General features: G+C 66.0%; 14 protein-coding genes. 7 read left to right on the top strand and 7 right to left on the bottom strand.

The window, feature by feature from the left end:
• Window positions 1–130: 130 nt before the first annotated feature.
• The gene (locus ACWEWT_RS29600) at window positions 131–685 is read left to right on the top strand and encodes a ferritin (protein WP_452563866.1); all 555 of its coding nucleotides are present in this window, start codon (window positions 131–133) and stop codon (window positions 683–685) included.
• Between the two features lie 92 nt (window positions 686–777).
• On the top strand, window positions 778–1,329 hold the full coding sequence (locus ACWEWT_RS29595) for a ferritin (RefSeq protein ID WP_452563864.1): 552 nt from the start codon (window positions 778–780) through the stop codon (window positions 1,327–1,329).
• A 274-nt stretch (window positions 1,330–1,603) separates the two neighbouring features.
• On the opposite strand, the gene ACWEWT_RS29590 is transcribed toward ACWEWT_RS29595, so the two are convergent.
• The 4 genes from ACWEWT_RS29590 to ACWEWT_RS29575 are packed head-to-tail and all read right to left on the bottom strand — an operon-like array spanning window position 1,604 to window position 4,794.
• The gene (locus tag ACWEWT_RS29590) at window positions 1,604–2,524 is read right to left on the bottom strand and encodes a DUF5926 family protein (protein ID WP_452563862.1); all 921 of its coding nucleotides are present in this window, start codon (window positions 2,522–2,524) and stop codon (window positions 1,604–1,606) included.
• A 51-nt stretch (window positions 2,525–2,575) separates the two neighbouring features.
• Complete coding sequence (locus tag ACWEWT_RS29585; RefSeq protein ID WP_452563861.1) at window positions 2,576–3,361, bottom strand: glycerophosphodiester phosphodiesterase; 786 nt, start codon at window positions 3,359–3,361, stop codon at window positions 2,576–2,578.
• Window positions 3,358–4,413 carry a DUF4328 domain-containing protein gene (locus ACWEWT_RS29580; protein WP_452563859.1) on the bottom strand — a complete coding sequence of 352 codons (1,056 nt, stop codon included), beginning with the start codon at window positions 4,411–4,413 and terminating at the stop codon, window positions 3,358–3,360. Before ACWEWT_RS29580 ends, ACWEWT_RS29585 begins: the two co-directional genes overlap by 4 nt.
• Window positions 4,414–4,431: 18 nt before the next feature.
• Window positions 4,432–4,794, bottom strand: coding sequence for a rhodanese-like domain-containing protein (locus tag ACWEWT_RS29575; RefSeq protein WP_452563857.1), 363 nt, complete (start codon window positions 4,792–4,794; stop codon window positions 4,432–4,434).
• 491 nt (window positions 4,795–5,285) lie between these two features.
• On the opposite strand from ACWEWT_RS29575, the gene ACWEWT_RS29570 reads away from it, so the two are divergent.
• The 5 genes from ACWEWT_RS29570 to ACWEWT_RS29550 all read left to right on the top strand — a co-directional run bounded on the left by ACWEWT_RS29570 (window position 5,286) and on the right by ACWEWT_RS29550 (window position 9,899).
• Window positions 5,286–5,924, top strand: a complete 639-nt coding sequence (locus ACWEWT_RS29570; protein ID WP_452563855.1) for a hypothetical protein — start codon at window positions 5,286–5,288, stop codon at window positions 5,922–5,924.
• A 302-nt stretch (window positions 5,925–6,226) separates the two neighbouring features.
• A complete protein-coding gene (locus ACWEWT_RS29565; protein ID WP_449897483.1) occupies window positions 6,227–6,850 on the top strand; it encodes a superoxide dismutase in 624 nt (207 codons plus the stop codon).
• 182 nt (window positions 6,851–7,032) lie between these two features.
• On the top strand, window positions 7,033–7,560 hold the full coding sequence (locus ACWEWT_RS29560; RefSeq protein ID WP_452563853.1) for a peptidase: 528 nt from the start codon (window positions 7,033–7,035) through the stop codon (window positions 7,558–7,560).
• A gap of 719 nt (window positions 7,561–8,279) precedes the next feature.
• Entirely contained in the window at window positions 8,280–9,020 is a 741-nt protein-coding gene (locus ACWEWT_RS29555) for a TMEM165/GDT1 family protein (RefSeq protein ID WP_452563851.1), read from the top strand.
• A 111-nt stretch (window positions 9,021–9,131) separates the two neighbouring features.
• Window positions 9,132–9,899, top strand: coding sequence for an SDR family NAD(P)-dependent oxidoreductase (locus ACWEWT_RS29550; RefSeq protein WP_397099595.1), 768 nt, complete (start codon window positions 9,132–9,134; stop codon window positions 9,897–9,899).
• A 74-nt stretch (window positions 9,900–9,973) separates the two neighbouring features.
• On the opposite strand, the gene ACWEWT_RS29545 is transcribed toward ACWEWT_RS29550, so the two are convergent.
• The 3 genes from ACWEWT_RS29545 to htpG form a co-directional block, all read right to left on the bottom strand.
• The gene (locus ACWEWT_RS29545) at window positions 9,974–10,552 is read right to left on the bottom strand and encodes a hypothetical protein (protein WP_452563850.1); all 579 of its coding nucleotides are present in this window, start codon (window positions 10,550–10,552) and stop codon (window positions 9,974–9,976) included.
• A 210-nt stretch (window positions 10,553–10,762) separates the two neighbouring features.
• A complete protein-coding gene (locus ACWEWT_RS29540) occupies window positions 10,763–11,581 on the bottom strand; it encodes a class I SAM-dependent methyltransferase (protein WP_452563848.1) in 819 nt (272 codons plus the stop codon).
• A gap of 77 nt (window positions 11,582–11,658) precedes the next feature.
• Window positions 11,659–13,617 (bottom strand): molecular chaperone HtpG, encoded by a 1,959-nt coding sequence (gene htpG / locus ACWEWT_RS29535; RefSeq protein ID WP_452563846.1) that lies wholly within the window; start codon window positions 13,615–13,617, stop codon window positions 11,659–11,661.

Here is a 13,617-nt window from a genome sequence, read left to right as displayed (position 1 = left end):
CCCGCCCCGGTTCTGGAGCGACAGAGCGAAGGAGCGCAGCGACTGAGCGGCGGAGTGAAGAACCGGGGTTAATAGGGCCCCACCCCCGCGGCGCCGGAGGCGACGCCGAAAATACAGTAACGTCGATCACATGCACGACACCGATCTGGCTCAACCCTTCATCGCACAGTTGCGCGCGCAGGTCCGGCACGGGCTCACCGCTTCGCAGCAGTATCTGGCGGCCGCGGTGTACTTCGATATTCAACGGTTACCACAATTGTCCGGTCATTGTTATCGGCGCTCCGAAGAGCATCGTGGACATGCATTACGAATTGTGCAGTATCTGATCGACCGCGAGCTGGAGATAACCATCGGAGGATTGGAGGAAGTTCGCCAGACTTTCGAATCTCCGCGTACGGCAGTGGCTTTCCTGCTGGCCAGGGAGGAGACCTTGACCGATCAGGTGACCGAACTGGCCCGGTTGGCACGGGAATACGCGGATTTCTTGGGAGAGCAATTCACGAGCTGGCTTCTCGAATGCCAGCAACAGGACGTGTCCGGCATGTCTACACTGTTGGCGGTGGTCGATCGGTCGGCCGGAAACCTTTTCGACGTCGAGGAGTTCGTGGCTCGGGAGCTTCGTCAGGCAGTGCCCGCGGAGAACCACTCCGTTCCGAAAATGGCTGGAACAGGCCGTAATCGATAAGGCAACACTATCCTCAATTCGATAAGGCAACACTATCCTCATTAAGGATGCACTTGCATGACAGCGCCACTTTTCGGCGTTAATGTCAAGGCATGTCCAATCATCCGGAGAGCCCCCGCAGCAAATTCCACGGATTGCTGCACGATCAAATTCGGCACGAGTTCAATGCCGAGCACCAGTACATCGCCATCGCGGTGTGGTACGACAATGCGGACCTGCCGCGTCTCGCGAAGCTTTTCTACTCGCAGGCCGTGGAGGAACGCAACCACGCGATGATGATCGTCCAGTACTTCCTGGATCGGGACATCAGCGTCGACATTTCCGGCATCGATGCGGCGAAGTCGCAGTTCGAGACCGCCCGGGAGCCGATCGCCATGGCGCTCGATCAGGAGAAGACGGTCACCGATCAGATCGTCCAGCTCGCCAGCACCGCCCGCGAAGAGGGCGACTACCTGGGCGAGCAGTTCATGCAGTGGTTCCTCAAGGAGCAGGTGGAGGAAGTCGCGAAGATGACGACCCTGCTGACCGTCGCCGACCGGGCGGGTTCGAACCTGTTCGATCTCGAGGAGTTCGTCGCTCGCGAGATCAGCACCGACCCGACGAAGGTTTCGGGTGCGCCGTCGGCCGCCGGAGGCAGTGTCTGACAGGTAACGGCCCGCGTCCACCCGCCGATGAGTTCCGTGCGCACGGAACCGGGCGGGGATGACGTCGGTCCCGGGTGATGATTGATTGGAGCATCGGCCGTCCCGGCCCACTGCGCCGAGGTCGGGCGGCCGATGCTCCGTTACGTCAGCCGGCGCCGGGTCGTTGTGTCGGCTGACGTGGGTGTCGCCGGGGGGTTCCAGAAACGGCGACCTCTGAAACCTAGCCGAGATCGCCGTCGGAAAGAAGAGTTTTTCTAAAAATATTCCGGTTTATTCAGCGGAGGGTGACCTGCCGTGACCGGAGACCGTCCCGCGAGCGTCGCTGCTCCGGCGTCAGGGGGGTGTCCACCGCCAGCGCCGCGGCCAGCCTGTCCCCGAATTCCGCTGCCGGGGAAGCCCATTCGCTCACATGCCGGTCCGGGTCGAGATCGAATACCGGAACCAGCAGTCCATGGGTGCGGAAGGATCCCGCGAAGCGCGACCCCTCCCCCAGATTCAGCTCGCCGGCGGCGTGCAGCCGGGCGAGCGCCAGCATCAGATCGTCCTCGGACTCGGGGCGCACCCAGCGCAGATGTGCTTTCTCTCCGGCATCGACCCACCAGGCGGCCCCGACGGACTCTTTCCCGAGATCCAGCCGATCCGAAGGCATGATCGCCTGTTTCGCCTGTTCGATGGTCGCCGCGATCTGCGGATCCGGCTGCACCCCTTCGGGAACCCACCAGTCGAAATCCTGGTGAACGGTCAGTTCGAGCGGAGCGTCGGCCACCAGCACATCGACGAGCGAAGGGCCACCGGGCGCGGCATGCGCGACCGCCAGCGAATCGCCCGGATCGGCCGACTGGGTCCACAGAACGGACGCGGCGATATCCGCGGCCGGATCCGCACTCGGCGCCTGCACCTGCACGCCGACGTATCCGGTGGGCGAATCACCCGCACGGACCAGCGCGGAAACCGCGCCGGGCAGAACGGTCGCCAGCACCACGGTCCGCTCGGCGGCGACGCCTTCGGCCAGTTTCAGCTCGGCGGTCGCCGACGGTACGAATTCCCGTAGCGCGACCAGATCACATTCAGCGGCCAGGCCCTGGAAGGGCCGGGCGACAGCCTGTTCGGCCTCCTGCAACGCTGCCCGGCGTTCGGCCAGACGCTGAGCCCGGTTGCCGCCGGGTTTCGGACTATTGCGTTTGCTCTTACCCACGGCTGGTCAAACTACACGGCACCACACCGGATCAGCCGCAGGCCACGACTTTCAGCTGTTCGCCAGCACGGCTTTCGCGCGGCCCGGATGATTGGTCGCCACCCAGCTCACGCCGAGATCCGCGCACAACTGCATATCGTCGGGTTCGTCGACGGTCCAGCAATAGGTCGCCCGGCCCGCGGCGGCCGCCTTGTCGACCAGATCAGGATGTTCGCGCAGCGTTTTCACCGAGGGGCCGACCGCGGTCGCCCCTACCGTCGTGGCCGCGCTGCCACCCAGATAGCGCGATGATTCGCCCAGGAGGACCGTGGGCAGCAGAGGGGCGGCGCGGCGGATACGCCAGACCGCGGTGGCGGCGAAGGACATCACCACCGCGCGAGAATGAGCCGCCGAGGCCGGTGTGGCGATACCGAAGCGTTGCAGTTCGGCCAGCACCTTGTTCTCCACCAGCGAGCCGTACCGGACGGGATGCTTGGTTTCGATGAACAGTTTGGTCGGCCGGCTACGCCAATCGAGGACCAGGCCGATCAACTCGGTGAGTGTGAGAACCCCGGACGGGGCACCGTCACCGAAATCCAGATCTTTCAACTCGGCCAGCGTCAGTTCGCTGACCAGACCGCTACCGGAGGAGGTCCGATCCACCGTCCGGTCGTGGACACACACCAGATGCCCGTCCCGGGTGAGGCGGACATCGCATTCGACCCCGTCGGCGCCCTCTTCCAGGGCTAGTTCGTAGGCGGCCAGGGTGTGCTCGGGACGCGCCGCCGAGGCACCCCGGTGCGCGACCACGAACGGCGCACGGCCGTTCTGAACCGACTGGTCACTGCCCTCGCTCACTTGGCCACAACCTCCTGTGGTGCTCGGTCGGCGCCGTCGGGAGATTCGGCACCGTCGGCGTCCGCCGCGGTGCTCACCGTAGCGGTCGGCCCCGGATGCACCGGCTCGATCAACGGTGTCGCCGGATCGACCGCGACCACCCAGCGACGGGCCAGCCGACCGCGACCGCGCAGGTCGCGGCCCTCGATGGTGCGTACGACCCAGAGAGTCAGCACCGCGACACCGGCCGCGACCGCATCGGTGAATGCGGTGAAGAGCACACCGTCGGCCTTCGCCTGCAGCGAATCCGCGGTACGCCAGTACAGCGCCGCCACGGTGACGATGCCGCCGAACACCCAGGCGGCCCACCAGATGCGGACGGCGGTCCGGGCACGCGGATCCGCGTGCCCGGAAACCACTTCGGTGAGGAACACGCCGGGCCAGATCAGGTTGACCACCGGAATCAGACAGCCCAGGGCGAGCATGCGCGGCGACCGGGGGTCGCTGCCGCCCGTCGCCGCGAAGGCGACCCGCCTCGCTTCGATCAGCCATCCGAGGGTGGCGACCGCGGCGACGAGTGCCATGATCAGCGCGAACAGCGCGGCGGTGTTCACCAGCGCGTCGGAGAACCAGAGCAGTGGCGGCTCGATGAGACGAGTGCGGTTGCGCAACAGGATCAGGTAGCGGCCCGCTTCGGCGAGCGCCGCCACCCCGAAGAGGACCGCGGTGGCGAAGAGGGCAGCGTGGGTCCAGCGGGTCAGCGCGCTCAGCGGGCGGGGCCGGTGCCGGTCCGATTCCGGCTCCGCGACGGGCCGGTCCCGCAGCCCCCAACGCGGCATCTCCGCATACCGTGGTGTCCCGGCGTCGCGCCGGGCACCGTCGGAGATATGGGCGGAGCGTTCGACCCGACCGGGCCGGCGCGCGACCCAGCGGTAGTTACGGCGTTCGGGCGGGGCGTCGATCGGCCCCGGTGAGAGCAGTACGCCGCGGCAGCGCGGGCACCAGTGCATCGGCGGACCCTGCACCGCCCAGCGTGTACCGCAGCGGGCACAAGGCTGCACCACCGTACTCACCGCGCACCTCGCTTTTCGTCAGTAGATCTTCGCGGGCTCGTCACCCTCGGCGGTCAGTGGACGGCCGGTCTGCTGCCAGGCCACCATTCCGCCTACCACGTTCACCGCTTCGTAACCCACATTCGCGAGGAACTTCACGGCCTCGAACGAACGGCCACCCTGTCGGCACACCACGTAGAGCTCGGCGTCGGGATCCAGTTCGCCGTAGCGGGCGGGCACATCGGCGAGCGGAATATGCACCGCACCGGGTGCGTGGCCGAGCTGCCATTCGTCGTCTTCGCGCACATCGAGCAGGACGGCGGCCGCCGCCTCCCCGGGCGGATGGTCGAATTCAGTGGGCACGGCCTCGACCGGTACCGACGGGACTCCGAAGCTCGTCACCTCATTGATCCTGCCATAACCACCTGGGCGGCTGCCCGGCTCTCATGGGAGTGAACGGCCGGGCGCGGACTCCCGGCACAAGAGCCGGGCGCGCGGAGCCGCCTGCGCCGACACGCCCGACGATGCGGTGGATTCGCCGGACCGAGCCGACTCGCGCCGGACCGACCGATACGTTGGCGATGCCGGCGATATTTCATGAGTTATACGCATAACCCACTACGTAAAACGCTGGTATCAGCTATCATTCAGCGCACCATAGTCGCAGATAGCCACTCGCACTGGCTCTGACCTGCTGCAATGGTGAAGCCGTACGGCCGATCCGGTACTCCCCTCCAAAAATCCCGGAGCGGCCGTCCGGCCCCTCGATCGGGTCACGCGTCGTTGCGTGACCCGATATCGACTTGGACGCGGGGCACCCCGAATCGGTTCCGCCGGAATCGGAAATCGGCAAAATCCCCTGATCCGGGCACTGACCTCGGTAATCTGGCGCCATGACATCGACCAGGGGGTTACTCGACGAATTGGACGCGGCCGGCCTCGACAAGGCGCTGTCGGAGGCCGGATGTCTGGGATTGGAAGTCGATTCCGAGGCCAAACGACTGGAGCTCGATCTGGAGGTCCTGAGCCTACCGGAGCAAATCTCGGGCATATCGGAAGAAGCGCCGGAAAGGGATACCGACTGCAGGCGGGTACGGCTGGTCTTCCAGGGAGTCACCAGGATTGCCGCATCGTTGCGGATCCAGCGATGGGACGATCTGGAACCGCGGATCCTGCCACTGGACCTACCGGGGCTACCCGCCGCCGTCGCGAGTTTCGGCGGTAGCCGCCTGCACGGGTGGGAATTCGTCGATCTGGACGACAGCAGCTGGGCACTGTGGCGTGAACTGCTCAGTTTCGATACCACCATCGACACCGGGATCGCCCGGCATGTGCTGGAGTTCTCCCAGGAAGAGGGCATCGACCCGCGCGAGCTCGATATCCGGGTCTGGTTCGATTCGGTCACCGCACAGTCCACCAGCGGTAAGCCGATCCCGCTGCCGGAACTGGTCTCCGGATCCGCACGCTGGTGGGACGCCCACGACAAGGGCGACCCCCGGGCCGTCCACCCCGGTATCGCGCCGCCGCTCTGACGGCCTGCCCGGGATGCGCCGGGTGGCGTCCGCGCCGAGGTTTCGGCCGGATACCACCGCGGTGGCGTAGCGATAACACTTGACGGGGCGATCGGGCGGGGATCGGTGTGAAAATCCGATGTCCGCCCGGTCGGAGCCCGATCGACGCGGCCCCGAACAGGCCGCCGATTCGATCCGGGATGGTCGGTTTCCGCGCGATGTGGAATGGTGGGGCATCGGGGCGAGTTGGACCGATCGGGTGTACGAATGGTCGGGAGCATCCCGCACAGGACGCACTCGACCCCGACAAGGAAGGGACATTCGTGGCTGAGTACACGCTGCCAGATCTGGATTACGACTACGGCGCCCTGGAGCCGCATATCTCCGGGCAGATCAACGAGATTCACCACTCGAAGCACCACGCCACCTACGTGGCCGGGGTGAACACCGCGGTGGAGAAGCTCGAAGCGGCACGCGAAGCCGGTGATCACGGCGCCATCTTCTTGAACGAGAAGAACCTCGCCTTCCACCTCGGTGGCCATGTCAACCACTCCATCTGGTGGAAGAACCTCTCCCCCAACGGCGGCGACAAGCCGACCGGCGAACTGGCCGCCGCCATCGACGATCAGTTCGGCTCCTTCGACAAGTTCCGGGCGCAGTTCACCGCTGCCGCCAACGGCCTGCAGGGTTCGGGCTGGGCGGTGCTCGGCTACGACACCCTGGGCCAGAAACTGCTGACCTTCCAGCTGTACGACCAGCAGGCCAATGTGCCGCTCGGCATCATTCCGCTGCTGCAGGTCGATATGTGGGAGCACGCCTTCTACCTGCAGTACAAGAACGTCAAGGCCGACTACGTGAAGGCCTTCTGGAACGTGGTCAACTGGGCCGACGTCCAGGAGCGTTTCGCCAAGGCGACCAGCCAGGCGAAGGGCCTCATCTTCGGCTGAGCGCGACTGCGCGATCGAGTTCCGGCGAAAGATCCGCGGACCCCGTGTCCGCGGGTCTTTCGTCGTTTCTGCCCGAATTGGCACTCTCTGGTACTTGTGTGCCAGATGACTTGTGCGCGATCCTCGTCTTTCACAAGTTCGAGGACGGGCAAAGCCGCCCCCGGTAACGCACGGGAGGCATTATGCGCAGCAACAGTCCGATCGGCGTCACACCGTTTCACGCCGGTGGCACGCTGCGCGGGTTCGTCATCTCCGGGCGCTGGCCCGACACCACCAAAGAATGGTCGCAACTACTGGTACTCGCCGTGCGGGTGGCATCCATGCCCGGCCTGCTGACCACCTCCACCGTCTTCGGCGTCCGCGAAGAGCTGCCCGACGAGCCGGAACCGGATACGGTCGGCCTGGTGATAGCCGAGGGTCCCGTCCTGGGCGAGGACGGTGTGCGGCCCGGTCGATTCGCCGAGCACATCCCCCCGGCCCTGTTCATGCTCCACCCACCCGCCGAGACCAACCCCTCGCTACCGGAGTGCACCGGCGCCGCCTCCGGCTGCGTCCTGCTACCCGGAATTCCACATCTGGGGCTCGAACACCGTGCGGCCTGGGCCGAGGCGGAAGCGGACGGTACCGTCACTTCGCTGGTGAGCCGGGTGGGACTCGATCCGATCAGCGATCCGGATACTGCCGTACTGGCCATGCTGCTCGCAGCCTGACACCGGAACCGCGCCTCATCGACCGGAGGACACCTACCGGACGAACGGGACCCGGTGCCGATCATCACCGGCTTCGGATCGTCGACGCGACCCGGCGTGGCGGATTCGTCACCGCGCACCCCTCGATCCGCCGGGGGTGCCGGGCGCCTGGTCACCCGGGCCCGGCAGGCACCGCCGAGGCTGCCCATCCGGACCGGGTGATCGATATCGAGCACCGAAGATCCCGCAGGCTGCCCCGCGGCGTGGCGGATGGAGAACCTTCCGGATACAGCTGCGCTCATTCGGCAGACACGGCTCGCGGCGGCCGCGGCGGCCCGTGAGCCGCCGCCTCTCGGGCCGGGAAATCCGTCCGTACCGCGGGGGTTTCCGGTTCCCATATCGTTTGCGGGATCGATGCCAACAGTTCGTTCCGGGATGCCACGGAAGAGTTGGAGGGTACCCGAAACCTTCCGGTAGCTTCGCCAAACTTGCTGGCCCAAAACGTTTTTCACGATCGGCTTGTTGCCGTGAACCATCCGATGCGATAAGGTTGCTGACAGCGAAGGGGAGTAGCCCTCAATCACATGGTCGACATACTGACCCACCGTCAGCCGGTGGGTCCGGTCATGTGAACCGGTCCATCCGGTGGGCGAGACCTTCGGCCGAACAGCAATTACGTTGTCGGCCGGAGGCGAATCCGAATCCGGCCGACGAACCGGAGGATCGGGAGCACTCGTCGGATGATCGCCACCATCGGGCTCGCCATCGGCATCGTTTTCCTGGCCGAACTGGGTGACAAGTCCCAACTCATGGCCCTCACATTCGCCCTGCGCTATCGCTGGTGGGTGGTGCTGGGCGGAATCACGGCCGCGACCGCCGCGGTGCACATCATCTCGGTCGCGATCGGCCATTTCCTGGGCGCGGCCCTGCCGACCACCGCCATCGCCGCCGTGGCATCGATCACCTTCCTAGTCGTGGGCCTGTGGACACTGCGCGAACTGGTCACCGACACGGACGACGACGAAGAACCCGCACCGTCGCGGTTCGCCACCACAGCCCCCTTCCTGGTGGTGCTCTCCGCGTTCCTGCTGGCCGAGCTCGGTGATCGCACCATGTTCGCCACCGCGGCACTGGCCACCGACAACAACTGGGCGGCGGTCTGGCTGGGTTCGACGATCGGAATGGTCGCCGCCGATGCCCTGGCCATCGCCCTCGGCATCCTGGTCGGCAAACATCTGCCCGAACGCGCCATCGGCTTCGGCTCCGGACTGCTGTTCCTGTTCATCGGCGCACTCACCGGTATCGACACCGCGTTCCCCACGCTCGGCCTGGCGGGCGCGGCCGGTATCGCGCTGATCGTCCCGGCGGCAGCGGCCCTGGCGCTCTCGCTGCTGCGGACCCGCCGCGCGGCCGTGGATCGGCCCGCGACCGGGGCGGCTGCCACGGAGATCACGGACCGGCCGGCCGAGGAGCGTCGCTGAGGCCTATTTCGCCGATAAACGCAAGGGGACCGTCCACGACTCCGCCGTACCCACCGGTTAGGGTGCAATTGACGTTAGGCCAACTGGCTTGTCACGAACGAGAGGACCATCGTGGAGATTTCGGGTTCCGCCGCCATCGTCACCGGGGGCGCGTCCGGTCTGGGCGCCGCCACCGCCAAGCGTTTCGCCGATCTGGGCGCCACCGTCTTCGGGCTCGACGTACCGCAGTCGATCGAGCGCGCCGGCGACAATGTGCCCGACGGGGTCACTCTGCTCGCCGCTGATGTCACCAGCCACGAAGAGGTCGGTGCCGCCGTCGCCAAGGTGGTCGAATCCGGCACGCCGCTGCGTATCGTGGTCAACTGCGCCGGTGTCGGCTGGGCCGGTCGCATCCTGTCCAAGAACGGCCCGCACGATCTGGAGCTGTTCCGCACGGTGATCACCGTCAACCTGCTCGGTACCTTCAACGTGATGCGCCTGGCCGCCGATGCCATTGCCAAGACCGATGCCGTGGACGAGGCCGGTCAGCGCGGTGTGGTCATCAATACCGCTTCGGTGGCGGCGTTCGAGGGCCAGATCGGCCAGATCGCGTACTCGGCCTCCAAGGGCGGCGTGCACGGTATGACCGTTCCGGCGGCGCGCGACCTCGCGCAGTTCGGTATCCGCGTCAACACCATCGCCCCCGGCATCATCGACACCCCGATGCTGGCCGGTGTCACCGAGGAGTACCGCCAGGGCCTCGAGGCCGGTGTCCCGTTCCCGTCCCGGCTGGGCCGGCCCGACGAGTACGCGCAGCTCTCGCAGTACATCGTCGAGCACGACTACCTCAACGGCGAGACCATCCGCATGGACGGCGCGCTGCGCATGGCGCCGCGGTAGAGTCTTCGGGCCGTACAACGACGCCCGCTGTCCCGGCAATCCGGGGCGGCGGGCGTTCGTGTTCCGGATGCGGGTCAGCCGGCGCTGCCGGTCGGCGGGCGTTGCCGGTCGGTGCCGGTCGGCGGGCGCTGCTGGTCGGCCAGGCGGGCCCGCCAGGCATCGCAGACGGCACGGTCTGCCGACTCCCGATCGTTGCCGTCGACACGGCAGCCCGCGCGCGTGTACCCGTCACGATCGAAACCGCGGCGGTCGTAACCCCACCGGTCGTAGCCGTCGCGGTCGTACCCCGCCCGGTCGCGCCCGAAACTGTCGAGCCCGTCCTCGTCGTAGCCGCCGCGGTCGTAGCCGAAGAAGTCGAGCCCGTCCTCGTCGTAGCCGTCGCGGTCGTAGCCGGAAAGGTTGAACCCATCCTTGTCATAGCCGCCGCGATCGCGACCGAACCGGTCGTAGCCGTTCTTGTCGTAGCCGTCCTCGTCGTAGCCGAAGGTGTCGTAGTCGCCGGAGACGGCAGCGATATGCGTCGTGGCCGGGCCGGCACCCTGTTCCGCCGACGCCGGTACAGCCACCAGGGCGGGTGCGGCAAGCAGCGCGCCGAGCAATGAGATCCGAAGCAATGAGTTACGTAGCCCGCGGTGCGCGGTAGCTGTCGGCATGATCAATCTCCTGTCCGGAACACGTTTCGCATTCCGGACGACCTATCGTTCACACTGCTCGATAGTTTACAAACTGCAGGTGAGGGCTCACCCCGGAGGTCTCGGAAACTCCGGGCCAGATGGCAAGACGCACAACGCGATCCGGGCCACGGGCCCGGCCGCCCACGCCACACAGCTCATGGAACGCGCGGGATCAGTTGCACCGCACGCTTACTTGTGGCCGACCCCGAGATAGGCGGTGGTGGTCAGCGGGGTCCCCGGACGGTAATGCTCGATCAGGTAGGAGTGCATGGCTTCGATGCGATCGGCCATCGCCCGGTCACCGATGCTGCGGCGCATCAACTCGAGTGGTGCGATACCGCGGGTGAGCCGGTCCAGTAGTTCGCCGGCATCGGGAAAGATCATTTCCACGGTGTGCGGCACCACCGACACCCGATCGAACCCCGCAGCCCGCATCTCCCGCTCGAATACCTCCGGGTTCTCCAAACTTTCCGGGTTCGGCGCCGGGGGCCGGATATCCGGGTCGGCGGAACCGAGGGCCCGCCACGACATCTGCATCCAGGTGGACCGGTCGAGCGGCGCCCAGCTGGACACCACCGCGACTCCACCCGGCCGCAATACCCGGAACAGTTCGGCGAAACCGCGCGGCCGGTCCGGGAAGAACATCAGCCCGAACATGGAGAAACCGGCATCGAACTCGGCGTCGGGGAACGGCAGTGCCCGGCCGTCGCCGACCCGGGCCGTGATATTGCCGATTCCGGCCGCCCGCACCGCATTCTCCAGCTGGGCGACCATCGGCGCGGAGAAATCGAGGGCCTCCACCCGCTCCGCGTATTCGGCGGCCGGCAGGCTCAATGTGCCGGGCCCCGCCGCGATATCGACCACCCGCGGCGGTACCGGTCGGTCGGCGAGCCCGGCCAGTTCTATCGCCCGGATCGCGAACGGCCGCATCACCGAGATCGTCGACGCGGCGTAGTCCTCGGCCACCAGATTCCACGGATCCACGGCGGCGAGCGGGTTGTCGGGCACGAGCGTATCCGTTCTCTTCGATTCGCCGCCGGCCTACGAAGCGGAGGCCGCGCGACGTGGCACGGCCTCCGTCTCGATCACAGGGTACGCGTCAGCCGGTCGGCGAGGATCTGGGCGAATTTCGCCGGATCCTTCAGCTCACCGCCCTCGGCCAGAACGGCCGTACCGTACAGGAGTTCGGCCGTTTCGGTGAGCTCGGGAACCTTACCCGCGTCGGCATCGTCCTTGCGGGTGTCGTAGGCATCGCGCAGACCGGTCACCAGCGGATGGGTCGGATTGAGCTCCAGAATGCGCTTGAACTGCGGCAGCTCCTGACCCGAGGCCCGGTACATCCGCTCCAGCATCGGGGTCATATCGAAGACGTCACCCACCAGGCATACCGGCGAGCTGGTCAGCCGCGAGCTGAGCCGGACTTCCTTCACACTGTCCTCGAGAGTTTTCCCCAGCCAGGTCAGCACCTCGGAGAAATCCTTGTCCTGCTGTTCGCGCAGGGCCTCGGATTCCTTCTTCTCCTCTTCGGTTTCCAGATCGACCTCGCCCTTGGCGATCGACTGGAACGGTTTGCCGTCGAACTCCGGCACCTGACCGACCCACATCTCGTCGACCGGGTCGGTGAGGATCAGCACCTCGCGGCCCTTGGCGCGGAACGCCTCCAGATGCGGTGACCGCTCCACCTGATCCCGGGATTCCCCGGTCATGTAGTAGATACCGTCCTGGCCCTCGGGCATCCGCTCCACGTACTGCGCCAGCGTGGTCGCTTCGGACTCGGAATGGGTGGAGGCGAAGGACGACACTTCCAGGAGGGTCTTCTGGTTGTCGAAATCGGAGAGCAGGCCCTCCTTGAGAACCCGGCCGAACTCCTGCCAGAAGGTGCGGTACTTCGCCTGGTCCTCCGCGCCCTGCAGATCCTTGACCGTGCTGAGAACCTTTTTCACCAGACGTTTGCGGATCATCTGGATCTGCCGGTCCTGCTGCAGGATCTCGCGGGAAACGTTGAGCGAGAGATCCTGCGCGTCCACCACACCCTTGACGAAGCGCAGATACTCCGGCATGAGCTCTTCGCAGTTGTCCATGATGAAGACGCGCTTCACGTAGAGCTGGACCCCGCGCTTGTGCTCACGGGTGAACAGATCGAACGGCGCCTGCGAAGGCAGGAACAGCAGTGCCTGGTACTCGAAGGTCCCCTCGGCCTTGAGCGGGATGATCTCGAGCGGTTCGTCCCAGGCGTGGCTGACGTGCTTGTAGAACTCCTGGTACTCCTCGTCGGACACCTCGCTGCGCGGGCGGGTCCAGAGGGCCTTCATCGAGTTGAGCGTCTGCTCCTCGACGACGGTCTTCTCCTCCTTTTCCTCGCCCTCGCCTTCGGTGACCGTGCGCTCGACCTGCATCCGGATCGGCCAGGCGATGAAATCGGAGTACTTCTTCACGATTTCGCGGAGCTTGTGCTCCTGGGTGTAGTCGAAGAGGTGATCCTCGGCGTCGGCCGGTTTCAGGTGGAGTGTGACCGCCGTGCCCTGCGGGGCCTCGTCCAGGGTTTCGATGGTGTAGGTCCCCGAACCGGCCGCCGATTCCCAGCGGGTACCGGTGGTCTCCCCCGCGCGGCGGGTGGCGAGTTCGACCTTGTCGGCGACCATGAACGTCGAATAGAAGCCGATACCGAACTGGCCGATCAGTTCTTCGGCCGCGGCCTCGGATTTCGCTTCGTTCAGTTTCCGGCGTAGTTCGGCCGTACCCGATTTGGCGAGCGTTCCGATCAGGTCCACCACCTCGGCACGAGACATACCGATGCCGTTGTCCCGGACGGTGAGGATCCGCCGATCCTTGTCGACCTCCAGCTCGATGTGCAGGTCATCGGTGTCGACGTGCAGATCCTTGTCCCGGTAGGACTCCAGCCGCAGCTTGTCCAGCGCGTCGGAAGCGTTCGAGATCAGCTCCCGCAGGAACGTGTCTTTGTTGGAGTAGACCGAGTGGATCATCAGCTCGAGCAGCTGATGGGTCTCGGCCTGGAACTCGAGTTGTTCGACGTGCTCTGTCAC

Source organism: Nocardia sp. NPDC003963 (assembly GCF_053605105.1).
Note: the sequence above shows the minus strand (reverse complement) of the source record. Positions and strands in the feature narration are given on the sequence as shown.

What these genes read in the sequence shown, in the direction of transcription:
- ACWEWT_RS29595 (WP_452563864.1), top strand. Translation starts at nt 778, where the DNA reads ATGTCCAATCATCCGGAGAGCCCCCGCAGCAAATTCCACGGATTGCTG.
- ACWEWT_RS29555 (WP_452563851.1), top strand. Translation starts at nt 8,280, where the DNA reads ATGATCGCCACCATCGGGCTCGCCATCGGCATCGTTTTCCTGGCCGAA.
- ACWEWT_RS29545 (WP_452563850.1), bottom strand. Translation starts at nt 10,552, where the DNA reads ATGCCGACAGCTACCGCGCACCGCGGGCTACGTAACTCATTGCTTCGG.
- ACWEWT_RS29570 (WP_452563855.1), top strand. Translation starts at nt 5,286, where the DNA reads ATGACATCGACCAGGGGGTTACTCGACGAATTGGACGCGGCCGGCCTC.
- ACWEWT_RS29600 (WP_452563866.1), top strand. Translation starts at nt 131, where the DNA reads ATGCACGACACCGATCTGGCTCAACCCTTCATCGCACAGTTGCGCGCG.
- ACWEWT_RS29560 (WP_452563853.1), top strand. Translation starts at nt 7,033, where the DNA reads ATGCGCAGCAACAGTCCGATCGGCGTCACACCGTTTCACGCCGGTGGC.